This is a genomic window from Pseudoxanthomonas daejeonensis (genome assembly GCF_010093205.1).
GTDB classification, from domain to species: domain Bacteria; phylum Pseudomonadota; class Gammaproteobacteria; order Xanthomonadales; family Xanthomonadaceae; genus Pseudoxanthomonas; species Pseudoxanthomonas daejeonensis.
The window spans coordinates 16909-41768 of the sequence record NZ_PDWN01000008.1; the positions used below are offsets into that span (position 1 = coordinate 16909).

The 24860-nt window shown below is 70.8% G+C and carries 18 protein-coding genes and 1 pseudogene; 13 read left to right on the forward strand and 6 right to left on the reverse strand.

Going from position 1 to position 24860, the window contains the following annotated elements:
• Positions 1-99: 99 nt before the first annotated feature.
• Positions 100-849: an MlaE family lipid ABC transporter permease subunit gene (locus CSC65_RS09180; RefSeq protein WP_162410275.1), complete on the reverse strand. Its 750-nt coding sequence runs from the start codon at positions 847-849 to the stop codon at positions 100-102.
• On the reverse strand, positions 849-1649 hold the full coding sequence (locus CSC65_RS09185) for an ABC transporter ATP-binding protein (protein ID WP_162410276.1): 801 nt from the start codon (positions 1647-1649) through the stop codon (positions 849-851). The genes CSC65_RS09180 and CSC65_RS09185 overlap by 1 nt, the downstream gene beginning before the upstream one ends.
• A gap of 235 nt (positions 1650-1884) precedes the next feature.
• On the opposite strand from CSC65_RS09185, the gene recC reads away from it, so the two are divergent.
• From recC to recD, 3 genes are read left to right on the forward strand one after another with little or no spacing between them, the layout of a single operon-like run.
• Positions 1885-5271: an exodeoxyribonuclease V subunit gamma gene (gene recC, locus CSC65_RS09190; RefSeq protein WP_162410277.1), complete on the forward strand. Its 3387-nt coding sequence runs from the start codon at positions 1885-1887 to the stop codon at positions 5269-5271.
• Positions 5268-8894, forward strand: a complete 3627-nt coding sequence (locus CSC65_RS09195; protein ID WP_162410278.1) for a UvrD-helicase domain-containing protein — start codon at positions 5268-5270, stop codon at positions 8892-8894. Before recC ends, CSC65_RS09195 begins: the two co-directional genes overlap by 4 nt.
• A complete protein-coding gene (recD, locus tag CSC65_RS09200) occupies positions 8891-10786 on the forward strand; it encodes an exodeoxyribonuclease V subunit alpha (RefSeq protein WP_162410279.1) in 1896 nt (631 codons plus the stop codon). Before CSC65_RS09195 ends, recD begins: the two co-directional genes overlap by 4 nt.
• Before the next feature lie 97 nt (positions 10787-10883).
• On the opposite strand, the gene CSC65_RS09205 is transcribed toward recD, so the two are convergent.
• Positions 10884-12131, reverse strand: coding sequence for a GAF domain-containing sensor histidine kinase (locus CSC65_RS09205; protein WP_162410280.1), 1248 nt, complete (start codon positions 12129-12131; stop codon positions 10884-10886).
• Between the two features lie 287 nt (positions 12132-12418).
• Here CSC65_RS09205 and CSC65_RS09210 point away from each other — a divergent pair, with 287 nt between their 5' ends.
• The 5 genes from CSC65_RS09210 (at position 12419) to CSC65_RS09230 (ending at position 16799) form a co-directional block, all read left to right on the forward strand.
• On the forward strand, positions 12419-13057 hold the full coding sequence (locus CSC65_RS09210; protein WP_162410281.1) for a cytochrome c oxidase assembly factor Coa1 family protein: 639 nt from the start codon (positions 12419-12421) through the stop codon (positions 13055-13057).
• Positions 13054-13359 carry an excalibur calcium-binding domain-containing protein gene (locus CSC65_RS16200; RefSeq protein WP_238390338.1) on the forward strand — a complete coding sequence of 102 codons (306 nt, stop codon included), beginning with the start codon at positions 13054-13056 and terminating at the stop codon, positions 13357-13359. The genes CSC65_RS09210 and CSC65_RS16200 overlap by 4 nt, the downstream gene beginning before the upstream one ends.
• Before the next feature lie 136 nt (positions 13360-13495).
• Positions 13496-13894 (forward strand): hypothetical protein, encoded by a 399-nt coding sequence (locus tag CSC65_RS09220; protein ID WP_162410282.1) that lies wholly within the window; start codon positions 13496-13498, stop codon positions 13892-13894.
• Positions 13895-13950: 56 nt separating this feature from the next.
• Complete coding sequence (locus tag CSC65_RS09225; protein ID WP_162410283.1) at positions 13951-14499, forward strand: YdeI/OmpD-associated family protein; 549 nt, start codon at positions 13951-13953, stop codon at positions 14497-14499.
• 185 nt (positions 14500-14684) lie between these two features.
• Complete coding sequence (locus tag CSC65_RS09230; RefSeq protein WP_162410284.1) at positions 14685-16799, forward strand: M13 family metallopeptidase; 2115 nt, start codon at positions 14685-14687, stop codon at positions 16797-16799.
• Between the two features lie 81 nt (positions 16800-16880).
• Here the strand turns inward: CSC65_RS09230 and CSC65_RS09235 are convergent, their stop codons facing one another.
• Positions 16881-17927 carry an AI-2E family transporter gene (locus tag CSC65_RS09235; protein WP_162410285.1) on the reverse strand — a complete coding sequence of 349 codons (1047 nt, stop codon included), beginning with the start codon at positions 17925-17927 and terminating at the stop codon, positions 16881-16883.
• Between the two features lie 233 nt (positions 17928-18160).
• Between CSC65_RS09235 and CSC65_RS09240 the strand changes: the two genes are divergently transcribed.
• Both CSC65_RS09240 and CSC65_RS16205 read left to right on the forward strand, forming a co-directional pair.
• Positions 18161-18661 (forward strand): hypothetical protein, encoded by a 501-nt coding sequence (locus CSC65_RS09240; RefSeq protein ID WP_162410286.1) that lies wholly within the window; start codon positions 18161-18163, stop codon positions 18659-18661.
• Positions 18662-18682: 21 nt separating this feature from the next.
• Positions 18683-18880: pseudogene (locus CSC65_RS16205) on the forward strand (hypothetical protein); the annotation flags it as partial.
• On the opposite strand, the gene CSC65_RS09250 reads toward CSC65_RS16205, so the two are convergent.
• The gene (locus CSC65_RS09250; protein ID WP_162410287.1) at positions 18816-20519 is read right to left on the reverse strand and encodes a family 43 glycosylhydrolase; all 1704 of its coding nucleotides are present in this window, start codon (positions 20517-20519) and stop codon (positions 18816-18818) included. The pseudogene CSC65_RS16205 and the gene CSC65_RS09250 sit on opposite strands and share 65 nt — an antisense overlap.
• Positions 20520-20652: 133 nt before the next feature.
• Here CSC65_RS09250 and CSC65_RS09255 point away from each other — a divergent pair, with 133 nt between their 5' ends.
• Positions 20653-21582, forward strand: coding sequence for a sterol desaturase family protein (locus CSC65_RS09255; protein ID WP_162410288.1), 930 nt, complete (start codon positions 20653-20655; stop codon positions 21580-21582).
• A 79-nt stretch (positions 21583-21661) separates the two neighbouring features.
• Here the strand turns inward: CSC65_RS09255 and CSC65_RS09260 are convergent, their stop codons facing one another.
• A complete protein-coding gene (locus CSC65_RS09260; RefSeq protein WP_238390339.1) occupies positions 21662-23554 on the reverse strand; it encodes a DUF885 domain-containing protein in 1893 nt (630 codons plus the stop codon).
• A gap of 289 nt (positions 23555-23843) precedes the next feature.
• On the opposite strand from CSC65_RS09260, the gene folE reads away from it, so the two are divergent.
• Together folE and CSC65_RS09270 are read left to right on the forward strand one after the other, a co-directional pair.
• On the forward strand, positions 23844-24440 hold the full coding sequence (gene folE, locus CSC65_RS09265; protein ID WP_162410289.1) for a GTP cyclohydrolase I FolE: 597 nt from the start codon (positions 23844-23846) through the stop codon (positions 24438-24440).
• A gap of 8 nt (positions 24441-24448) precedes the next feature.
• The gene (locus CSC65_RS09270) at positions 24449-24844 is read left to right on the forward strand and encodes a YchJ family protein (protein ID WP_162410290.1); all 396 of its coding nucleotides are present in this window, start codon (positions 24449-24451) and stop codon (positions 24842-24844) included.
• Positions 24845-24860: the final 16 nt, after the last annotated feature.

The following is a 24860-nucleotide window of genomic DNA, read 5'->3' on the forward strand; positions in this document are numbered from 1 at the left end:
TATACGAGCCGGTTTGAACGGAGTGACAACTTGAGGGCGGGAGCCCGGGGTTTCATTCAGTGTCCGCACATGGATGTGCGGGCATTGCGAGGACTCGCACTAGCGGAACAGCAGCGCCGACATCACGAAGTTCAGCATCAGCACCAGCAGCGAGGCGTTGACCACCGCGCGCGTGGTCGCCACCGAGGTGCCTTCGATGGTCGGCTCGGCGTGGAAACCCACGTACGAGGCGACCAGCGCCGCGGTACCGCCGAACACGGCCGACTTCAGCAGCGCCACGCCGAAGTCGTCCCAGAAGTCGACGCTGCCCTGCAACGCCGACCAGAACGTGCCGTTGTCCAGGCCCAGCACCTGCACGGCCTGGAACCAGCTGGCGCTGATCGCCAGCGAGCAGAAGAACACCGTCAGCAAAGGCACGCACAGCACCGCGGCCCAGAAGCGCGGCGCGACCACCTTGGCGATCGGATCGATGGCCATCAGCTCCAGCGCCTTGATCTGGTCGGTCGCGCGCATCAGCCCCAGCTCCGCCGCGATCGAACTGCCTGCGCGGCCGATGAACAGCAGAGCGGTCAGTACCGGGCCCAGCTCGCGGTACAGCGACAGGCCCAGCAGCGTCGACAACGCATCGGCGGCCCCGAAGGTGGTCAGCGTGCGATAGCCCTGCAGGGTCAGCACCAGGCCCACGAACGCGCCGCCCACGGCGATGATCGGCAGCGAGCGGCCGCCGATCTTGTAGATTTCGCGCACGAGTTCGGCGAAGAAATCGCGGGTAGGCAGGGAGGCGCGCAGCACCGACAGCGAGAACAGGCCGGCGCGGCCCAGCGATTGCACGGTGGCGGCGATGGCCATCAGCCTGCCTCCGCGCGGGTGCGTTCGAGGGGGGCGCTCTCGAAGGGAATGGGACCATCCGGTTCGCCGCGCAGGAACTGCCGCAGCAGGGGATCCTCGCTGGCCTCCAGCTGCGCGGGGGTGCCGTCGAACACGATGCTGCCATTGGCGATCACCACCGCCTGGTCGGCGATGGGCAGGGTCTCGTGCACATGGTGCGAGACGATGATGCTGGTCAGGCCCAGGCTGCGCGACAGGCGCCGGATCAGGCTCATGATCACGCCCGAAGCAATCGGATCCAGCCCGGTCAGCGGCTCGTCGTAGAGCATCAGCGGCGGATCCAGCGCCAGCGCGCGGGCCAGCGCGACGCGCCGGGCCATGCCGCCGGACAGTTCGCGCGGATACAGGCCGGCGGCGGCGCGCAGGCCGACCGCATTGAGCTTCATCGCCACCAGCCGCTGCAGCACCGGCTCGGGCAGGCGGGTGTGGGTGCGCAAAGGCAGGGCCACGTTCTCGGCCACGCTCAGGTCGGTGAGCAGGCCGTTGCCCTGCAACAGCACGCCCAGGCCCTTGCGCATCTCCAGCAGCTCGCGGCTGCGGCGCGGCACCGCTTCGCCGAACACCTGCACCGTGCCGGTCGCCGGGACCAGCTCGCCGGTCAGCGCCGCCAGCAGGGTCGACTTGCCGGTGCCCGACGGGCCGAGCACGGCGGTGATGCTGCCCGCCGGGACCACCAGGTCGAGGTCGCGCAGGATCGTGCGCCCACCCCGGTCGAGGCGGACACCCTTGAGGGTGACGGCATTGGCAGTCTGGACAGGCATGGGGGCGTTGCGGTCGCGTGCGACAAACGACGCATCATGCGTCGAGGAAACTGAATCTTAACCTATCGACTGAACCCCTCAGTACAGGAATTCCAGCACGCCACTGGAACGCAGCAAGGTCCTGCGTCGAGTGAATGCTCATGCCCGGCGAACCCGGTTTCCTTTGCGGCGTAGGCCGGGTGCGCCGGCGCGGCGCGTCTCGCCTGCTGCGATGCCGCTGCGGCAAGATGGGGCGATGACCGGCCCGGCCACCGACTTCCGCCTCTACCACTCCAATGCATTGGACGTGCTGGCCGGCATCCTGGCCGAAGTGCTGCACGAACCGGCGCCCGGGCAGTCGCTGCTGGCGCCCGAGGTCGTGCTGATCCCGCAGGTGGCGATGCGCCGCTGGCTGCAGGCCACCCTCGCCGCCGCGCACGGCGTGGCCGCGAACCTCGAATTCCTCACCCCCGGCGAATTCGTCGGCCGCGCGCTGGCGGCCAATCCGCCGCCGGGCGAGGCGGCGGTGCGTGACGAGCCCCGCGACGAACTCGATGCGGCCAGCCTGCACTGGCACCTGTATGCGGCGCTGACCGACCCGGCACTGCTGGCGGATCCGGCGCTCGCCGGCATCGCCGCGCACGTCGGTGGCGGCGATCCGCTGCGCGCCTGGTCGCTGGCCGGCGAACTGGCCGGCGTGTTCGAGAAATACCAGGCCTGGCGCCGTGACTGGCTGCTGCGCTGGGAAGCCGGGGCCGACCCCGGCGACCCGCAGGCCATCCTCTGGCGCCGCGTCGCCAGCGGCCGCGCGCACCGCGCCCGTCGCATCCAGCAGTACCTCGAACGCTTCGGCACGGCCGGCGGCCCGCTGCCGGCCGGACTGCCGCCGCGGCTGTCGGCGTTCGCCACGCTCAATGTCTCGCCGGACGTGCTGCGGGTGATCGCCACCCAGGCGCGGGTCGGCAGCCTGCACTGCTTCGTGCCCTCGCCGGTGGCCGATTACTGGGGCGACCTGCAGCGCCTGCGTCGCGGCGAACCGCGCGACGACACCGCCGAGCACCCGCTGTTGCAGCGCTGGGGCGCGGCGGGCGTCGACTTCATGCGCATGGTCGGCGACTACGAGGTGGTGCACGCCTCGGCCGACTTCGCCGTGCACGTCGATCCGGGCGAAGGTGGCGGCGCGCTGCACGGCAGCCTGCTGCGTCGCCTGCAGTCGGACCTGTTCCATCGCCGTGCGATGCCGGGCGGACCGGCGCGCGCCGGGATCGACCGCAAGGATCCCAGCCTGCAGCTGCACGCCTGCCACACCCGACTGCGCGAACTGCAGGTGCTGCACGACCAGCTGCGCGGCCTGTTCGACGACCCGCGCTTCGATCCGCCGCTGCAGCCGCGCGAGGTCGCGGTGCTGGCGCCGGACATCGATCCGTACCTGCCGTACCTGGACGCGGTGTTCGGCCGTCGCGGCCAGGACGACGCCATTCCCTACGCGCTGGCCGACGCCAGCCCGCTGGCCAACGAGCCGCTGGCGGAACTGTTCCTGCGCCTGCTGGCGCTGCCGGTCTCGCGCTTCGGCCTGCATGAAGTACTCGACCTGCTTTCCACGCCGGCGCTGGCCGAGGCCAACGGCCTGGACGCACCGGCGCTGGAACGGCTGCAATCCTGGCTGGAAACGGCCGGCGCGCGCTGGGGCATCGATGCCGGCCATCGCGCACGGCTGGAGGCGCCGGCGGACGAGGCCTATACCTGGGCCTTCGCCCTGGACCGGTTGCTGCTCGGCCACGCCACCGGCAGCGAGCAGCCGATCGTGCTGCCCGGCGGCCAGGTGCTGGCGCCATTGCCACTGCTCGAAGGCGGCGCGCTGGATGCGCTGGATACCCTGGTGCGGCTGCTGCGCGTGCTCGCCTTGCATGCGCGCGTGCTCGGCGAAGCCATGCCCCCGTCGCAATGGCGCGAGCGCCTGCTTCGCCTGCTCGACGCGTTGCTGCCGCGCTCGCCATCGAGCCCGGCCACGCAGCGCGCGCTGGACCGCCTGCGCAGCCTGGTCGACGCCTTCGCCGCCACCGCCGGTCGCGCCGGCTACGACGCGCCGGTGCCGGCCGAAGCGGTGCGCGCGCACTTCGCCGACGCGCTGGCCGAAGCCGATACCCGCGCGCCGCTGCTCACCGGCGGCGTCAGCATCGGTCGCATGGTGCCGATGCGCCTGCTGCCGTTCCGCGCGATCTGCGTGCTGGGCATGAACGATGGCGAGTTCCCGCGCCGCGATCCGGCCGCCGGCCTCAACCGCCTCACCGCCGAACTGGGCACCGCCGATCGCAGGGCAGGCGACCGTTCCACCCGCGACGACGACCGCTTCCTGTTCCTGCAGCTGATGGTCGCCGCGCAGGACGTGTTCTACGTCAGCTGGATCGGCAAGGATCCGCGCGACGGCAGCGAGCGTGAGCCGTCGGTGCTGGTGTCCGAGCTGATCGACGTGGCCAGGGCCCACCACGCCGATCCGGAAGCCGCGGCGCGCGACCTGGTCGTGCACCACCCGCTGCAGCCGTTCTCGCCGGCCGCGTTCGGTGCCGGCGACGAGCCGCGCCGCTTCTCCTATCGCGAAGCCTGGCGCGCCGCCGCGGCGCAACCGGCGACCCGGCGCACCGCGCTGCCGCCCTGGTTCGCCGGCGAAGCGTTGCCGGCCACGATGGAAGATGCCGACGCGTCGCTGCAGGTCGACGAACTGCGACGTTTCCTGTTGCACCCGGCGCGCGCGCTGGTGCGGCGCATGGGCCTGCAGCTGCCGGAGGTCGAAGCCGCGGGCGAGGATATCGAACCGTTGTCCGGTCCCGGCGGCGGCCTGGAGAAGGCGCGCCTGCAGCAGGCCGTGTTCGAAGCGCTGCTGCGCGACGAGGACGCCGCCACCACCCACGCGCTGCTGCGCGCCCGGGGCCTGCTGCCGTCGGGCGCATCGGGTCGACGCGTGCTGGCCGCGATGCGCGGCGAGCTGGCGCCGTACGCGGAAGCCTTCCTCGACTGGCGCGGCGCGGCGCAGCCGCAGTCGCTCGCGCTGCCTGAGATGGAGGTCGAAGGCGTGCGCCTGCACGGCCGGATCGAGAACGCCTGGTCGCACGGCCTGGCCCGCCTGCGCTTCGGCGAACGCAACGGGCCCTCGGCGATCCGCCACGGCCTGGACTGGCTGCTGGCCTCCGCCGCCGGCATGGCGCTGCCGCTGGTGGAGTTCCACGAGACGAAAGACCATGGGCCCGGCCCGCACCTCCGCGAGCCGCTGTCGCCCGCGGTGGCCAGGCAGGTGCTGGGCCGGCTGCTGCAGCTGCGCGCGCAGGGCCTGCGCGAACCGCTGCCGTTCGCCCCGTACAGCAGCTGGGAGCTGTACCGCTACAGCGAGCGCTTCGATTTCGGAGTGAAGCAGGCCAGCGCGAAGTGGCGCGGCAACGGCCAGGGCTTCGCCGAAGGCGAGGACCCGGCGCTGCGGCTCGCCCTGCGCGGGCGCGATCCGTTCGCCGATGACGCCATGCTGTTGCAGTTCGCCGACACGACGATGGCGGTGTTCGCCGCGGTGGTCGAAGGCAAGGTCTACGCAGGCGTGGATCCGGAAGCTCTCAGCGGCCTGGCCGATGCCTGGGACGCGGAGGACGCCGCGTGAGCGCGCAGGACGCCTACCTCGCGTTGCCGCTGTCCGGCGTGCGCGCGATCGAAGCCTCGGCCGGCACCGGCAAGACCTTCACCCTGGCCACCCTGGTGGTGCGGCTGGTGCTGGAACGCACGCTGCCGGTCGAACGCATCCTCGCCGTCACCTTCACCGAGGCGGCCACCCAGGAACTGCGTGCCCGCGTACGCCGGCGCCTGCTGCTGGCCGCCGACATCGCCGCCGGCACGCCGTACGACGGCGCCAGTCCCGAGGCCTCGCTCACCGCCGCGCTGATCGAAGCGCACGTGGAGGCGAGCGGCGAACCGCGCGAGGCCGTGCAGCGCCGCCTGAGCGCCGCCGCCGACGGCATCGACCAGGCCGCCGTGTTCACCATCCATGGCTTCTGCGCACGGGTGCTGCGCGAGCACGCGCTGGAAAGCGGCCAGGGCTTCCACGCCCCGGAACTGCTGGCCAACGACCTCGCCCTGCGCGAGGCCATCGCCGCCGACCTGTGGCGCGCGCATACCCGCGACGACGACAGCGTCGAGGACCTCGCCGCATTGTGGCCGCAGGGTCACGAGGCGCTGGCGCAGGACCTGCCATTGCTGGTCCGCGAAGCGGTGCTGCAGCCGCCACTGCCTGCTCCCCTGCCCGACCCGATGCCGGCACTGCACGCCGCCGCCGCAGCGCTGGTGGAATCGGCGCGCACCCATGGGGACGGCTTCCGCGAATCGCTGCTGGCGGCGGTGGACGGCAAGGTCCTGCATGGCGGCAGCTACAAGGTCGAGTGGATCGAAGACCTGTTCGCCGCGCTGCGCCGCTGGTGCGCGGCCGGCGATCCACGGCGGCCATTCGAGCATGCCAAGCTGCCGCAGCTGCACCGGCAGACCCTGCAGGCGCGCACCAACGGCAAATTCGCCGGGCGCACGCCCGACTCGCCGCTGTGCGGCGCCGTGGAGGATTACGCCGCCGCACTGGCGGCGATGGGCGACTACCAGGAGGCGCGCCGCACCACGCTGCTTCATCGCATCCGCGAGGACGCGCGACGCCGCCTGGCCGCGCAGAAGCAGCAGTTGCGGGTGCAGACCTACGACGACCTGATCGACCGCGTCGCCGATGCGCTGGACGGCGAGCACGCCGACGGGCTCGCGCGGCAGTTGCGCGCGCAGTACGCCATCGCCCTGGTCGACGAGTTCCAGGACACCGACCCGCGCCAGTGGAGGATCTTCGACCGCGTGTTCGGCGCCGGCAACGACGACCCGGCGCTGTTCGTGATCGGCGATCCCAAGCAGGCCATCTACGGCTTCCGCGGCGGCGACGTGGAAACCTACCTGGCCGCGCGCGCCACCGCCGAACAGGCGCCGCCGCTGTCGCACAACTTCCGCTCCCGTCCCGCCGTACTCGGCGCGATCGAGGCGCTGTATGCGCAGGCCGACGTCGCGGCCGGCAACGACGACAAGCTGGGCCCGCCCTTCGTCGACCCGCGCATCGAATTCCACGCGGTGCAGCCCGGCGGCAAGCGCGCCGATGCCGACTACCTGCGCGACGGCACGCCCGCACCGGCGCTGGTGCTGTGGCAGGCGCCGCCACCGGAGCAGAAGGCGCACAGCGCCGGCCGTTCGCGCGAACTCGCCACCAGCGCCTGCGTGGCCGCGATCTACGCCGTGCTCACCGACGCCCGCGCCGGTCGCGCCGCGATCGACGGCCGGCCGGTGCAGCCGGGCGACATCGCCGTGCTGGTGCGCAAGCACAGCGAGGCCACGATGATCCGCGAGGCCCTGGCCCGGGTCGGCATCCCCGCGGTGGCCGCCGGCAGGCAGAGCCTGTTCGCCACCGCCGAGGCGCACGAACTGCATGTGCTGCTGGAAGCGCTGCTGCATGGCGGCGACGAACAACGCCTGCGTGCGGCGCTGGCCACGGTGCTGGTCGGTGAGGACGCGCAACGCCTGGCCACGCTGGAGGGCGACCGCCCGGCGTTGCGCCAGTGGCAGGACGCCGCTCTCGGCTGGCGCGAGCGCCTGGACCGCGGCGGCCCGCTGGCCCTGGTCAGCGATCTTTGCGCGCAGCACGCCACCCGCCTGCTCGGCCTGCTCGATGGCGAGCGTCGCCTGACCAACTACCTGCAGCTGGCCGAGCAGCTGCAGGAAGCGCTGCGCGCCGCGCCGGGCCTGCACGGCCTGGTCGACTGGCTGGAGCAGGCGATTGCCGTCGCCAGCGCCGACGACGATGCGCAGCTCCTGCGCCTGGAATCGGATGCGCGCCGCGTGCAGGTGGTGACCCTGCACAAGAGCAAGGGACTGGAGTACCCGCTGGTGTTCCTGCCTTTCGTGGGCATCGGCGGCAAGTCGCCGGAACCCGGCCGCCGCGTGGTGGTGCATGGAGGCGATGGCCGGGTGCTGCACTGGAAGCTGCAGGCCGCGACCAGCGGTTGGGCGGACGCGGCCGAGGCGTGGAAGCGTGCGCAGCGCGCCGAGGACGCACGCCTGCTCTACGTAGGCCTGACCCGCGCCCGCGACGCGCTGTGGCTGGCCACCGGCGCGTTCTACAACCACGCCCAGTCGCCGTTGTGGTCGATGGTGCAGGACCCCGCCGCGCTCGCCGCGCGCGCACCCGGCAGTATTGCCGTCGATCCGAAGCAGGCGCCGGCGTCGCTGCCCTGGCTGCCGCCGCAGGCCGAAGGCGAAGTGCCGCCCGCGCGTCGCCCGACCCGTTCGCTGGCCAGCGACTGGTGGGTCTACAGCTTCACCCAGCTGGCCAATGCCGACACCGGCCACGATCCTTCCAGCGCCGCCACCCAGCCGGCCGCTGGCGGCCGCGACGAGCCTGCCGCGGCTGAGGACGCCGCCGCCCTGGCGAACGCGGACGACGGCTTCGACCCGCGCTTCGCCGGCGCGCGTTTCGGCGTGGTCCTGCATGAAGTGTTCGAGCACGCCGATTTCACCGCCTGGCGCGACTGGCGTGCCGGCGATCCCGCACCGGCCGGCGAGCACGAACGCGTCGTCGAAGCCCTGCGCCGCGGCGGCTACGCCGCCGACGAAGTCGAAGCCGGCATCGACGTGCTCACGACGCTGGCCGGGCAGACGCTCACCGTCGCCCTGCCCGAAGGCGTACGCCTGGCCGAGCTGCCCGGAGCGCAGCGCCGCCCCGAAATCGAGTTCCAGTTCGCGCTTGCACCCACGCGCGTCGACCGCCTGCTCGCCCTGCTGCACGCGCATGGCCTGCTGCGCACGCGCCAGGGTTTCGGCGGCCGCCGCCAGCTCGAGGGCCTGATGACCGGCCTGATCGACCTGACCTATCTCCACGACGGCCGCTGGTACGTGCTCGACTACAAGTCCAACCGCCTGCCGGCCTACAACGCGCCGGCCATGGCCGAAGCCATGGAGCACAGCGAGTACCCGCTGCAGGCGCTGGTCTACACCGTCGCACTGCACCGCTGGCTGCGCTTCCGCCTTGGCGCGGCCTACGACTACGCGCGCGACTTCGGCGGCGTGCGCTACCTGTTCTGCCGCGGGCTCGACGCCAGCCGCGCCTGCTCGTCCGGTGTGTCGCCCGGCGTGCAGGCCTGGCGCTTCGATCCCGAACTGGTGCACGCGGTCGACGCGCTGTTCGCCGGCCTGGCGCAGGGAGCGGCGGCATGAGCCTGCTCGACGCCCTGCGCGGCCAACTGCGTACCGTCGACCATGCGCTGGGCCTGAGCCTGCGCCGGCTCGATCCGGATACACCCGACGAAGTCGCCACCGCCGCGGCGTTGGCCTCGCTGGCGGTCTCCGCCGGCCATGCCGGGTTCCGTCTTTCGCGTCCGCACGACCTGGTCGATGCCGCGATCGACTGGCCAGCGCCGGTCGAATGGCAGCGCGTGCTCGAAGCTTCGCCCTGGGTCGCCACGCCGCAGGCGGGCGATGCGGAAACCGCCGCCGACGCACCGCTGGTGCTGGAACACGGCCTGCTCTACCTGCGCCGCTACCGCGAGTACGAACGCCGCCTGGCCGCCGGCCTGAAGCGGCTCGGCGGCGCCGACTCCAGCGACGATGTCGCTCTGGCCGCGCTCGCACCGCTGTTCACGCGCCTGTTCCCGCACGCCGGCGGCGGCGACGACCGCCAGGCCCGCGCCGCCGCCGTGGCCCTGCGCCAGCGCCTGCTGCTGGTCACCGGCGGACCGGGTACCGGCAAGACCACCACCATCGCGCGCCTGCTGGTCCTGCTGGCCGCGCGCGCCGCCGCTGCGGGGCAGGCCGCGCCGTGCATCGCCCTGGCCGCGCCCACCGGCCGCGCCGCCGAACGCATGGCCGAAAGCCTGCGCAAGGCCGCGCAGCTGCTCGCCGCCGACGGCATCGAGACGGAACTGCTGGCGCCGCTGGCCACCACCGGATCCACCCTGCACCGCCTGCTCGGCACGCGCCCGGACGCACCCGAGTTCCGCCACCACGCCGGCAACCCGCTGGAAGTGGACCTGGTGGTGGTCGACGAAGCCTCGATGATCGACCTGCCGCTGATGGCCAAGCTGGTCGAAGCGGTGCCGGACGGCGCGCGCCTGGTCCTGCTCGGCGATCCCGACCAGCTGCCGTCGGTGGAAGCCGGCGACGTGCTCAGCGGCATCCTCGCCGCCGCCGGCGATGGCCTGCGCCTTGCGGCCGAAGACGCGACCGCGCTGCACCCGCTGCTGGGCGGCATCGATGCATCGGCCATCGATGCCGGCGACGCGCGCAGCGCCTTCCCCGCCCGTCACGTGCACCTGTTGCGCGGCTGGCGCCAGTCCGCCGCGCTCGACCTGGCGCCGCTGGCCGCGGCCGTGCGCGAAGGCGACACCGGCGAAGCGCTGCGCCTGCTGCGCGCCGGGCAGCTCGACGGCGTGCACTACCACCCCACGCTGGCCGATCCACTCGCCGAAGCCCCCCAGCGCGAACGCCTGCTCGCGCACTGGGGCGCACTGGCCAACGCACCCGATCCGGCCACCGCACTGGCCCGGGCCGGCGAGCTGCGCATGCTCACCGCCGTGCGCGACGGTCCACAGGGCGCGCGCAGTCTCAACACGCGGATCGAAGCGCTGCTCACGGGTCGCCTCGCCGCCGCGCCGGCGCGCGGCAATGCCCATCCCGCGCGCGGCGACGCCGCCTTCTTCCACGGACGCCTGCTGCTCGTCACCGAGAACAGCTACCGCCACCGCCTGTTCAACGGCGACACCGGCATCTGCCTGCGCGACGCCGCCGGCCAGCTGATGGCGTGGTTCCCCGGCGAAAGCGCCGACGAGCCGCGCGCGTTCCATCCGGCGACCCTGCCCGCGCACGAAAGCGCCTTCGCCATGACCGTGCACAAGGCGCAGGGCTCGGAGTTCGACGAGGTCTGGCTGCAGCTGCCGGGCAACGACAGCCGCGTGCTCTCGCGCGAACTGGTCTACACGGGCCTTACCCGCGCCCGCCGCGAACTGCATCTGGCAGCCAGCGGCCCGATCCTGGAAGCGGCGCTGGCCCGGCACGCCAGCCGCGTGTCGGGATTGGCCGCGCGGCTGCGAGGCGCCTCGGGTTCCACGTAGGCGATCGTGTTCCCCATGCCGGCTCGTGCACGCCGGTATCGCGACCCGTGTCAGCGCGTCCGGCAGGCAGGTGATCGCACCGCCACCGTTGCGTCGCTCAGTGCGCGCCGGCCTTCAGCGGCAAGGAGAACTCGAACAGCGTGTCCGCCGCTTCGGAGGAAAACACGCGCAGCTCCCCGCCGTGGGCCACGGCGATCTGCGAGGCGATGTACAGGCCCAGGCCGAGCCCAGGTGCCAGCCGACGGTCGGCGGGCCGCTCGAACGGTTCGAAGATGCGTCCGACCTCGTCGACCGGGATGACGCCGCGGTTGGCCACGCTGATCCGCAGCGTCGTGTCGGTGGTCACCGCCATCACCTGGATCGTGGTTTCGGTGCTGCCATGCACCAGCGCGTTGATCAGCAGGTTGCTGAGCATCTGTCCCAGCCGCGACTCGTCGCACTCCACCGCGTGGTCGATGTCCAGCACGGCCAGCACCCGCCGTCCCGGATGGCCCTGCCGGACTTCATCGACCACTCCCGCCAGGTGCGCCTGCAGCGTGGCGCAGGGCCGCACGTCCAGGGCGATGCCCCCGGCCAGGCGTCCGCGCGCGAAATCCATGGTCGTTTCGATCAGCTCGCTCATCCGCTCGGCGCTGCGATGAAGGTGCGAGACCAGGCGCTCCTGTGCCGCCGGGAGCGCGGCCATCCCGAACATCTCGGTGGCCATGCGGATGGCCTGCAGGGGATTTCGCAGGTCATGGGCCAGTACCGCGATGAACTCCTCGCGCAGCTTGGCCACGGCCTGCGCGTCGAACAGTTCCTGCCTGGATTCCGCAAGCGCCAGTCGGGACTGGGTGAGTCGCAACGCGCTGTCGGTCAGTTCGACGCTGGCGGAGAGGCGGTCGCTGGTGTCGTCGAGCAGCGCGCCGAACAGGCGGGCCAGGCGCTGCATGCCCTCGACCATCGCGGCGCTGACCGGGCGCGGTTGCGCATCGAACGCGCACAGCGTGCCGAACAGGCGGCCGTCGCGGGTTCGCAACGGCACCGCGACATGGCTGTGGATGCCGTGTTCGCGCACCAGCGGGCTGTCGCGGAAACGCGCTTCCAGCCCGGCGTTGCCGAAGTACACCGGCTCGCCGCGGGCACGCACCTCGTTGCAGAACGTCAGTGCCGGGTCCAGCGCGCTGCCTGCCCGGACCCCCAGCCTGCACTGGCCGTGCACCGCCACCGCGCGCCATGCCGAGGGGGTGACCTCGGCGGCCAGCACGCATTCCATCCCGGTGACGAGCGCGCCCAGGGCCAGCAGGTCGGCACCCACGGTCCGTGTCGTCGCGGCATCACCGACCCTTCCCGGTTCCACTTCCATACCTGTCCGGCGCCCCCTGCTTTCCGAAAAATCTGCCCACGTGGCCACGCGGTGTCCACAGGCCCCGGTCAAATCATGGGCGAAATCGCGGCGAACCTCATGAACGGTTAAAAAAGCGGACCATTCGCGGAGCTGGCGCAGTTGCCCTCGCTTCGGCTCCGGCTCCCGCACCCGCACCCCTGCTGCAGCCCCGGGCGTCCATTGACGCTGGTCCCTTGCAGCCGGAGTATCCAGCGCACATCCCCTGGGGAGGGGAACGGTTCCGCGTCGAGCGCGGCAGGGGCGACATGGAGAACACGTCGGGGGGCGGCGACGCCGCAGTGGTGCCGCCGGAGATCGATCGCTGGAACTGGGGAGCATTCGTGCTCACCTGGATCTGGGGAGTGTGCAACAACACCTTCATCGCGCTGCTCATGTTCGTGCCGTTCGCCAACATGGTGATGCCGTTCGTGCTGGGCGCCCGCGGCAGCGCCTGGGCGTGGCGCAACAAACGCTGGGAAAGCGTCGAGGCGTTCAAGGCCGCGCAGCGCAAGTGGGCGTGGTGGGGACTGGCCGCGCTGCTGCTGTTCGTGTTGCTGCTGGTCGGCATCTTCGCGGCGGTCTTCGCCACGCTGAAACATTCCGAGCCCTACCGGCTCACCGTCCAGGCGCTGGAGGCCAACCCCGCCGCCGTGGACTTGCTGGGCCAGCCGATTTCCACCGGCATCCCGATGGGCGGCATCCAGACCTCCGGTCCAGACGGTGAAGCCAATCTGTCGTTCAGTGCAGAAGGACCCAGGGGCGAAGGCACCGTCTACATGAAGGCCACGAAGAGTTTCGGCCAGTGGGTGGTCGACCGGGCGGTGCTGCAGGACGAGGAAACCGGACAGCGCCTGGAGCTCGTGGAAGGTGCTTCGTCCGGTCCCCTGCCGGGAGTCGAGCCGTGAGGAACCTCATCGTCCTGCTGTTCTTGGGCACACTCGCCTGGTACGGCTACGGCAAGTTCAAGGAACGCAGTCCCGGGCCCGAAGCGCAGGTAGCCGACCTGGCCCGTCGCGCGCAGCCGGCCGCGGACGCGCCTGCGCCGGCCCGTGCGCCCGAAGCGCAGCGCTTCACCTGCGATGGACGCACCCACTGCTCGCAGATGCGCTCCTGCACGGAGGCGACGTACTTCATCCGCCACTGCCCCGGGACGAAGATGGATGGCGACAACGACGGGGTGCCCTGCGAGCAGCAGTGGTGCAACTGAGGGCGCGGACAACCCGCTGCACGCGCGGTAGCGACTCGGCATCTGCAGGACTTGTGCGGGAGCGGCAGCAGGAACCGGCCAGTCGGATCCGCGCGTCCCGACCGGGGCAGCCATCAACCACCACAGGGGAATCGCAATGGAAAATCCATACTCCGCACCCGCGGCCCACATCGGCGGGTCGAACGCGGACGTCCCGGACGAAGTCCTGAAGAAGATCAGGCACGCCTGGGTGGCGGCGATCTTCTCCGGCGGCATCACGCTCGCGGCCACGCTGGTCGCCATGTCGGGCACCGACGTCCTGGGCTTCTCGGCATGGGAGCTGATCGATGTCGCCCTGATCTTCGGCCTCGCGTTCGGCATCTACAGGAAGAGCCGCACCTGCGCCGTCGTCATGTTCTGCTACTTCATCGCGTCCAAGATCCTGCTGGCCATGCAGGTAGGGGTCACCGGCGTCCCGATGGCGATCATCTTCGGCTACTTCTTCTGGCAGGGCGTGTCGGGGACCTTCGCTTACCACAAGATCGCAAATCCCTAGCCGCAGGAAATCCCTGCCGGTACCGGCCATCCGCCGCTGCGGTGTATCGTCCGCGCATGCCCAAGGCCACTGCTCCCACGAGGTTCAAGGCCCGCCTGCTGCGCCCGGCAAAGCCGGCGGACGCCGACTGGCTGTTCTTCGTGCTGCCGCAGCAGGCAAGCGATGCGCTCCCCACCCGCAGCCAGGCGAGCGTCGACGGCACCCTGGAGGGTCAGCCGTTCCAGGCCACGCTGGATCCGGACGGCAAGGGCGGCCACTGGATGAAGGTCGAAGCGGAACTGGCGCAGGCTGCCGGCGTTGCAGCCGGGGCGACGGTCGCGGTGCAGGTGGCGCCCGTGGCCGAGGAGCCGCAGCCGAAGGTGCCGGCCGACCTGGAAGCGGCGCTGGCCGCGCAGCCGCCAGCACGCGCGACCTGGGACGACATCAGCGCGGTCGCGCGCCGCGACTGGATCCTGTGGGTCACCTCGGGCAAGAAGGCCGAGACCCGGGTCAAACGTATCGCGGTGGCTTGCGACAAGCTCGCAAAGGGCCAACGGCGCGCCTGCTGCTTCGACCGCTCCGGCATGTACAGCAACTCCCTCTGCGCGCCGGAACCGGCTGAATAGGCGGCGCGGCGCCGCCCGCCACAAGCCCAGGCCCTACCCGGCTGCTGCCCGTCGCCGCGCCGACGCCCGCGTCCGCGCGCGCTCCTCCGGCCCCCGACCCCCGACTTCCGGCACCCGTGCCTGATGTCGCATGCAACTACCCTGAGGGGCCGCCTGGCACGACCGCCACCGACCACGGAGATCCCTTGAAGAAGACCCTGCTGACCGCCGCGACCCTGCTGGCCCTTGGCTTCGCCGCCCAGGCGAGCGCCCACGACACCCACGCCTGCGCCGACGAGGCCTGCTCGCTGCAATGGCTGTACGAGGGCGCCGGCGACAGCGCTGGCGGCAACACCACCGTCGCGACCCGCTATGGCAGCTGGGGCATCGACACCGCCGGCATGGATCGGGCCACCGCGCCGGGCGCCGACTTCTTCGGCTACGTCAACGGCACCTGGGCGGAGAACACCCCGATCCCGTCCGACCAGTCCAGCTACGGCTCGTTCCGGGTGCTGCGCGACCTTTCCGAGGCGCGCGTGCGCGCGCTGGTGGAGGGCCATGCGCTCGGCGATCCGGCCAGCGGCGGCGATGGCGCGAAGATCGCCGCCGTCTACCGCGGCTTCATGGACGATGCGGCGATCGAACAGCTCGGCGCCGCGCCGCTGCAGCCGATGCTGGCGCGCATCCGCCAGGCCGACAGCCACGCCGCGCTGGCCGCGCTGATGGGCGCGCGCGACACCTTCAACGTGACCCTGTTCGGCCTGGGCGTTTCCGACGACCAGCGCGACCCGGACCGCTACACCCTGTATATGAGCCAGTCCGGCCTGGGCCTGGGCGACCGCGAGATGTACCTGCGCGACAACTTCGCGCCGCAGCGCGAGCGCTACCTGGCCTACATCGCGCAGCTGCTGGAGCTGGGCGGCTGGAACGACCCGAAGGGCAGCGCGGCGGCGGTGCTGGCGCTGGAGACCCGCATTGCCGAAGCGCACTGGACCCGCGCCGAAAGCCGCGACCGCGACAAGACCTACAACCCGGTGCCGTTCGACCGCATCGAGTCCTACGCCCCGGGCTTCCCGTGGGCGACCTACTTCGCCGCCGCCGGCGTCGGCGACGGCGACCGCGCGGTGGTGCGCCAGAGCACCGCGATCCCGAAGCTGGCGAAGATCTTCGCCAGCGCCGACGTGGCCACGCTGCAGGCCTGGCAGGCCTTCCACGCCATCGACGAGGCCGCGCCGCTGCTGTCCAGCCCGTTCGCCAACGCCCATTTCGAGTTCCGCGACAAGTTCCTGTCCGGTCAGCTCGAGCAGCGCGAGCGCTGGAAGCGCGGCGTCGCCCTGGTCGAAGGCAGCCTCGGCGAGGCGATCGGCCGCGAGTACGTGAAGCTGTACTTCCCGGCCGACGCCAAGGCCAAGATGGACGCGCTGGTGGCCAACGTGAAGGCGGCCATGGGCGCGCGCCTGGACACCTTGGAGTGGATGAGTCCGGCGACCAAGGCCGAGGCCCACGCCAAGCTGGCGGGCTTCGGCCTGAAGATCGGCCATCCTGAGAAGTGGCGCGACTACAGCAGCCTGCAGGTCGCCAACGGCGACGTGGTCGGCAATGCGCTGCGTTCGCGCCAGTTCGAGTGGGATTACCGCCGCGCCCGCCTGGGCAAGCAGGTCGACAAGGCCGAGTGGGGCATGACCCCGCAGACCGTCAACGCCTACTACAACTCGGTCAAGAACGAGATCGTGTTCCCGGCCGCGATCCTGCAGCCGCCGTTCTTCGATCCCAAGGCCGACCCGGCGGTGAACTACGGCGGCATCGGCGGCGTGATCGGCCACGAGATCATCCACGGCTTCGACGACCAGGGCCGCAAGTCCGACGGCGCCGGCGTGCTGCGCGACTGGTGGACGGCCGAGGACGCGGCCAAGTTCGAGGCGCAGGCCGCGAAGCTGGGCGCGCAGTACGAGGCCTTCAAGTTCCCGCAACTGCCGGACATGCACATCAATGGCCGCACCGCGATGGGCGAGAACATCGGCGACCTCGGCGGCCTGACCATCGCCCTGGAGGCCTACCGCCGCTCGCTGGGCGGCAAGCCGGCGCCGGTGATCGACGGCTTCAGCGGCGAGCAGCGCCTGTTCCTGGGCTGGGCGCAGGTGTGGCGCACCCTGTGGCGCGACGACGCCCTGCGCCAGCAGCTGGTCAACGGCACCCATTCGCCGGGCCACATCCGCGCCTTCGCCCCGCTGCGGAACATCGACGCCTGGTACAGCGCCTTCGACGTCAAGGAAGGCGATCCGCTGTACGTCGCCCCGGAAGACCGGGTGCGGATCTGGTAACGACGAAGGGGCCGCGAAAGCGGCCCCTTCCTTGTTGCGCTGGCGGAAGTACTTACGCCACGGGGTCGGGTATCGCGCCGCTCAGACCTCGCCCTTCTTCGACAGCAGCACCGCGATCGGCCGGCTGCCCTGGAATTCGGCAAGCACCATCACCAGGCTCGCCGTCACCGGCACGGCCAGGAACGCGCCGGGCACGCCCCATAGCGCGGTCCACACGGTCAGGCAGACCAGGATCACGAACGGGCTGAGGTTGAGCGAGCTGCCCATGAGGTAAGGGTCGAGCAGGTTGCCGTTGAGGAATTGCACCACCGACAACGCACCGGCCAGCACCAGGGCGGCCTTGAGGTCGCCGAACTGCAGGAGCGCGAACAGCACCGGCAGCGCCACGCCCAGCACCGAGCCGATGTAGGGCACGTAGTTGAGCAGGCCGATGACCAGCGCCCAGAACGGCGCCAGCTCCACGCCCATCGCGGCCAGCACGATCCAGCTTACGAAGCCGAGCAGGATGCTCAGCAGGGTCTTCAACGCCAGGTAGGTGCCGATGCGGCGGTTGATGTCGCCGACGATCCGTCGCACGCGGGCGCCGCGCTGCGGATCGGGCGAGAGCGCGTCGAGCTTGGCGTCGAAGTGGCGGCGTTCGATCATCAGGAACGCCACGTACAGGCCGACCACGGTCAGGCCGCCGATCATCGAGGCGACCCAGCCCAGGGTCGAGCCGGCCAGCCTTTGCAGGTTGACCTGGGCCAGCACCGCGGTGCGGATGCCTTCCCAGCTGGGAGCCGACTCGACGCCCAGCAGCGCCGCGCCCTGCTGCACCATCGACACCAGCTGCGCCTGGTAATGCGGAACCTGCGCCAGCAGCTGGTCCACGCTGTCCATCGCAAGCCAGCCCAGCAACGCCAGCGCAGCGAGCATCACCAGCGTGGCCAGTGCGTACAGCGCCTGCACCGGCAGCGCCGGTCCGATCACCGGGATCCGGGCCAGCAGCCGCGTGGCGCCGAGGATGACGTACACCGCCATCACGCTGAACACGATCGGCACCAGGATGTCGCGGCCGATGTACAGCATCCAGCCCAGCAGCACCGTAAACACGGTGCCGTATACGAGTGCGCGGAAGCGTTCGTTCATCGGCCATCCCCTGGGTGTCGCGGCCATTGTGGTCCAGCGCAGTGGCGCGCGCACCTGCCCCGGGCGGACCGGCTCCATCGTCGCCCACCCGGTTTCGTCGGCCGACAGCACGACTCGTCGCATGCCGGTTGTGGCTGCCACGGGCCGCCTGCACTGTGGCGCCCTGTCGCCAATGGAGGCGGCCGCGGGTGTCCACGAGGGGCGTCCGCATGCGGAACGAAGGAGTGCCTGCGATGTTCCGACTCTGCGCGATCCTGTTGTCCCTGCTGCCGGGCGCGTCCGTGGACATCGCTCGGCCCGGACCCTTCGCCTTCGGCAGTTCCGTGGCGCAGGCGCAACAGCGCCCGGCACCGCTGTGCACGTCGCTGGAGATCCGGGTGCTTACGCCGCCGACCGCGCCGCTGGCCCGCATCAGCCGCCACCCGGTCGACTGCGCCGGCTTCGTCCATGCCGACCGGCCGCGCACGGTTGAACTGGTATTCCAGGACTACCGCCTGGACCTGGTCTGGATCCTGTTTCCTGCGCAGCGGAAGACCGAACTCCTCCAGGCCTTCAGCACCCGCTACGGCAAGCCGTCGCTGGAGGTGGAGTTCGGCAGCATCTACCTGGCCGCCAGCGCGGCCGCGCGCAACGCGCCCAACGGGGCCCTGTTCGCGTCCGAGCGCCAGGCCCGCGCAATGATGGCGAGGCTGCAGGCGCAGGCCGCGGCGGCATCGCCATCCACCTCACCCTGACCCATCCACGGAGAGTCGCCGATGAAAACCCTGATCGCCCTGCTGGCCTGGTGCCTGCTGCTGGTGCTGTGCTGGCCGCTGGCGATCCTGGCGCTGGTGCTGTGGCCGCTGGTCTGGCTGATGTCGCTGCCGTTCCGGCTGGTCGGCATCACTTTCACCGCGCTGTTCGCGTTCCTGGCTGCGCTGCTGATGCTGCCGGCGCGGCTGCTCGGGGGTGGGTCGGGTCCGGCAGCGCGCGATAGCGGAAATCGCGAAAGCGCACCGGGGCATGGCCTGCGCTGTACAGGCCAGCACGCAGGCTGAGGAAGCCGCCGAACACGTTGTGGTGGATGCCCGACACTTCCATGCGGGTGCCGTGCAGCCGCCAGGTGCGGCCCCCGTCGTACGAGTAGCGCCAGGTCAGCACGTGCGCGTCATTCGTGAGCCGCACGCGGACCGCGCCGCTCCCTTGGCGAGGCACGCGTGCCCAGGGATGTTCCTCCGCGTACTGGAAGGTCTTCACCACTTCGGGCGTAACGCCCAGGCCGACGAAGGCCTTGTGGTTGTAGAACAGCAGCAGCCCACCTTCGCCCCCGTCGGGGACCTCTACGGTCACTTCGATCTCGTAACTGCGATCGACCATCGTGCACAGCAGCGGCGCACTGTCGGCCGGCGAGGAGCCTGATCCGGACAGTGCGAGTGCGCCGCCCGAGCGGCTGATCCGTGCCAGGCCGTCCGCGCCCGGCTGGAACAGGCACCACTGCGTGCCGAGCCGGTCGCCGGAAAAATCGTCGGACAAAGCCGTACCCGCGCTTGGCCTGGATGACGGCAGCGGCTTGCGCAACGGACGCGAAAGATCGCCTCCCTTGGCGCGGAACCAGCCGTCATCGCCCCATTCGACTGGTTCCATCAGGGCCTGCCGCCCCAGCGTGCGAAAGCCGTTCTCGTAGCCGTGGTAGACCATCCATGCATCGCCCGCCGGGCCTTCGACCACGGTGGCGTGGCCACGCGACCACCACGGCTCGTCGATCGACAGCGTGCGCACCAGCGGATTGTGCGGGCAGTGTTCCCATGGGCCGTGCACCGAACGCGAACGCGCGGCGATGACCATGTGCCCGGTGACCGGCCCGGCGGTGCCGCCCACCGCGGTGACCAGGTACAGCCAGCCGTCGCGCCAGAACAGCTTGGGACCTTCCGGCGCGAAGTTCTCGGTGATCCACTCTTCCGGATAGCGCCACGGCTCGTAGGCCATCTCCAGCATGCCGTCGGTGGCCAGGCCATCATCGGTGAGCCGGATCTTGCGGATGCCGTTGACGAACAGGTAGCGCTTGCCGTCCTCGCCGACCACGTGGCCCGGGTCGATGAAGTGCTCGATGCCCAGGTCGACCGGATCGCTCCAGCGGCCGCCGCGGATGTCGTCTGTCCAGATCACGAAGATCCGCCAGCCCTTGTCGCCCGGATTGGCCGGCAGGTAGATGTAGTAGCGATCGCCGTGCCTGCACAGGTCCATCGCCCACACGTCGCCCAGCGGCTGGCGCAGCGCCGGACCCAGCGGTGCCCAGTTCAGCAGGTCGGTCGAGTGCCAGATGACGATCCCGGGCACGTCGCGGAATGAGGAGAACGTCATGTAGTAGTCGTCGCCATCCTTGAGGATGGTCGGGTCCGGGCGGTCGCCTGCCACGATCGGATTGAGATAGGTGCCGTCGCCCAGGTCGGCACGACGCTGGTTTTCCACGCCCCGGCGCCAGCGCGGCGGCGCCGGTACGCACGGTCCGGCTGGAGCGGCCTTGTCGCCGCCACCGGCAAGCGCGGCCAGCGGTGCGGCCAGCGCACCGGCGGCCATGGTCTTGAAGAGGTCCCTGCGCGTGGTCATCGGCATTCCTGCGGCGTTCGCGGCGAATCTAGCGGGCGACCGTGCCGGCATGTCAGTCATGCCCGGGTGGCATGGCGCCGTTGCCCTGGCCCGGCAGGTGCGCGCGCCTGTCCCTCGCCCCATGCCGTACCCTCTGCGGATGCCTCCCTTCCAGGACACCACCACTCCCGCTGGCCGCCTGCGTGGCGGCGTAGCGCGTCTGTTGCGCGTAGCGGGGCATCCGCTGCTGCTGGCCGGCGCGCTGGCCTTGTGGTGGATGCTGGGCCAGGACGGGATCGCGCTGCTGGCGACCCTGGCGACGATGCTGCTGCTGATGGAACTGCTCGAGCGGCTGGTGCCGGCGCTGCCCGCATGGCGGCTGGGTATTGCTGCCAGGCTACGCCTGCTGGGCGTGTACCTGTTCGGCCTGGCAGTCTCGGCCGCGCTGCTGGCCACCTACGAATCGTTCCTGCCGGCGGCGCTGGAACCGCTGCGCACGCGCGTGGGCGCGGTGCTGTGGCCGCAGTCATGGCCGTGGCTGCTGCAGGCACTGGTGCTCTACTTCGCTTCCGACCTCATCTACTACTGGGTGCATCGCGCCATCCACGCCTCGGCGCTGCTGTGGCGCCTGACCGGGCACGGTTTCCATCATGGCTTCCGGAACCTGCACGCGCTCAACGCCGGCTCCAACCATCCGTTCGAGCTGGTGCTGGTGGTGCTGCCGCTGGTGCTGCTGGCCGCGCTGACCGGCGCGCCGGGCGATGCGGTCGGCGCCGCGGGCGTGCTGCTGCTGTTCAATTCGATGCTGGCCCATTCCAACCTGGCGATGGCCACGCCGGTGTTCAGCCTGCTCTTCACTGCCAGCCACCAGCACCGGCGCCACCACTCGGCGGTATTCGAGGACAGCAACAGCAACTACGCCTGCGCGGCGATCGGGTGGGACCGGCTGTTCGGCACCTACAGCGAAGGCCCGGTCGCGCAGACCGGGATCGGGCCGCGGCAGCCGCCGGTGTGGCGCATGTACCTGCTGCCGTTCCGCGAGCCGGACGACGTGGACACGGTGGCCTCGCGCACGCGCGAAGACCGCTGAGTTCCCGGCGAACCGGTCGTGCGAAAAAAAGGCCCGGTTTGCGCCGGGCCTTTCCATATCATCGAAGCCGGGCAGCGGATCAGGCCGCCGACTTCTTCTCCGCGATCCAGGTGTCCACGCGGCGCTCCAGCAGGTCCAGCGGCATCGCGCCGCCGCCGAGGATGACGTCGTGGAAGCCGCGGATGTCGAACTTGTCGCCCAGTTCGGCCTCGGCCTTCTTGCGCAGCTGCTGGATCTTGATCATGCCGATCTTGTACGCGGTGGCCTGGCCGGGATTGACCAGGTAGCGCTGCACCTCGGACTTGATCGCCGCCGCCGGGACCGAGCTGTTGGCGGTGAAGTAGTCGATGGCCTGCTGCTCGGTCCAGCCCTTTGCGTGCAGGCCGGTGTCCACCACCAGTCGGATCGCGCGCCACATCTCCGACATCAGGCGGCCGAACTCGGCGTAATCGGTCTTGTAGGTATCCGGGATCTCCTTGGCCAGCCACTCCGAGTACAGCCCCCAGCCTTCGGCGTAGGCGGTGGTGTTGTACTGGGTGCGGAACTTCGGGATGCCGGTCAGCTCCTGGGCGATCGCGATCTGCATGTGGTGGCCCGGCAGGCCCTCGTGGTAGGCGATGACCTCCAGTTCGGTCTTCGGCATCGCGTTCATGTCCGACAGGTGCGCGTAGTACACGCCCGGACGCGAGCCATCGGGAGTGCTCGGGTAGTAGTGCTGGGCGGCACCCGGCTGCTCACGGAACGCTTCCACGCGCTTGACCACCAGGTCGGCCTTCGGCATCAGGCCGAAGTACTCCGGCAGGTGCTTCTTGATGTTGGCGATGTCGGCGGTGGCCTGGTCGATGTAGGCCTGGCGGCCGGCGTCGGTGTTCGGGTAGACGCGGGCCGGGTCGTTGCGCACGTGTTCGAAGAACGACTGCAGGTCGCCTTCCACGCCCATCTTCTTCTGCAGCGCCTCGAGCTCGCCGCGCAGGCGCGCCACTTCGGCCAGGCCGAGCTCGTGGATCTGCTCGGCGGTCATGTCGGTGGTGGTGTTCTGCTTGAGCTGGTATTCGTAGTAGGCCTTGCCGTTGGGATGGGTGGTGCCCACGCCGGTGGCGTTGACCGGGGCCTTGGACAGTTCCTCCTCGGCGAAGGCGATCACCTTCGCGTAGCCCGGCGCCACGTTCTCCAGCAGCGCCTTGCGCGCCAGTTCCTTCAGCTCGGCGGCGCGTTCGGCGGTGACCTTGCCGTCCTTGGCCAGCGCGTCGGCCTTGGCCTGGGCGTCGGTCCACAGCGCGCTGTCGGGGCCGGCGGTGAACGGCGCGCCGGCAACGACCTTCTTCGACTGGTCGATCACGCCCTCGTAGGCGAACTTCGGCGGACGGATGCCCTGCGCGGTCGAGGCGGCGGTGCGCCCGAGCAGCTGGTCGAACGCCACCGGCACCTTCTGCAGGCGCGAGACGTAGGCCAGGTAGTCCTTCTCGTCGTCGACCTTGTGGAAGTTGATCAGGAAGGTCGGCACCAGGTTCTGCATGCCGCTCATCTGGTCGAACGGATAGCCGTCGGCGAGGAACGGCATGCCGTCGCGCGCGTTCTCGTACTGGCGTTTCCACAGGTCCCAGGACAGGCGGGTTTCCGGGTCGAGCCTGGCGTAGTCAAAGGTCGATTCCATTTCCTTGACCGACGCTTCCAGCCAGGCGAGCTGCTTGCGCACGCCGGCTTCGGACATGTCGTCGATCTGGTCGTTGAGTTCCTTGCGGCCCTGGAACGACAGCTGGATCGGGCTGAACTGCAGCTGCTCCTCGTACTTGGTGTCGAACCAGGCGTTGAGGCGCTCGGACTCGGCCTTGACCTGTTCGGCGGTCGGCGCGGCGGTCGCGGTGGCGCTGGAAGTGGCAGCGGAGTCGCCGGCCGGTTTGGAGCACGCCGGCAGGAGCAGGGCCAGCGACAGGGCGATGGCGAGGGGGGGCAGGACGGAGACTGGGCGCACGGCGGACTCTCGGGTGAAGGGACAGCCGATTCTGCGCCCAACCGCCGGCCATGGACCATGCGGATGGTCATGCTCCGACCCCTCCGCCGCTCCGGCGGGCGATGCGGTCGGGCGTTGCCGGCGGCACGGACACGGCCCCGGGCGCCCGGCCGTTCGCCTGCGGGCGCCTAGGGTGGAGATCAAGCCGGCGCCCCCGGCCCTGCGCGCCCGCGTGAGGCCGCACCCGGCCAAACCGGGCCAGCCGGCGCGACTCGGGTACGATGCACGCCCCGCCATCGGTGCCCCGACCATGACCGACCAGGACACGTCCGCTCCCGTCACCCAGGACCAGGCCGAAGAGGCCGTGCGCACCCTGCTGCGCTGGGCGGGTGAAGATCCTTCCCGCGAAGGCCTGCTGGACACGCCCAAGCGCGTGGCCGAAGCCTATGGCGACTGGTTCAGCGGCTACCGCGAGGATCCGCGCGCCTACCTGGAGCGCACCTTCGAGGAGGTCGCCGGCTACGACGAGATGATCGTGCTGCGCGACATCGAGTACGAAAGCCACTGCGAGCACCACATGGCGCCGATCATCGGACGCGTCCATGTCGGCTACCTGCCCGACGGCAAGGTGGTCGGCATCAGCAAGCTGGCGCGGGTGGTCGAGACCTACGCGCGCCGCTTCCAGGTGCAGGAGAAGATGACCGCGCAGATCGCCCATTGCATCCAGGACGTGCTGCATCCGCTGGGCGTGGGCATCGTGGTGGAGGGCGTGCACGAGTGCATGACCACCCGCGGCATCCACAAGCGCGGGGTCAGCATGGTCACCTCGAAAATGCTCGGCAGCTTCCGCGAAGACGCGCGTACCCGCGCCGAGTTCCTGCGCTTCATCGAAAGCGGCCGGCGCTGAGCCCGGCGATGGCGGTGCAGGCCTGTCCCTGCGGCAGCGGCCTGGCGTATCGGCAGTGCTGCGGTCGCTGGCACGACGGCGAGCCGGCGCCGGATGCCGCGATGCTGATGCGCTCGCGTTACAGCGCCTACGTGCTGAAGCTGCGCGACTACCTGCTCGCCACCTGGCATCCGGCCACGCGGCCACCGGCGGACGAACTGGGCCTGGAAGACGCGCCCGGCGCGCGCACCGCATGGCTGGGGCTGGAAGTGAAATCGCACCGGCCGACCGGGGCGGACACCGCCGAGGTCGAGTTCGTCGCCCGCTTCCGGGTCGGCGGAGGCCGTGCCCAGCGCCTGGCCGAACGCAGCCGCTTCGAACGCATCGACGGACGCTGGTATTACCGCGACGGTGACCTGGGCTGAGCCGCCGCGCCGGTTG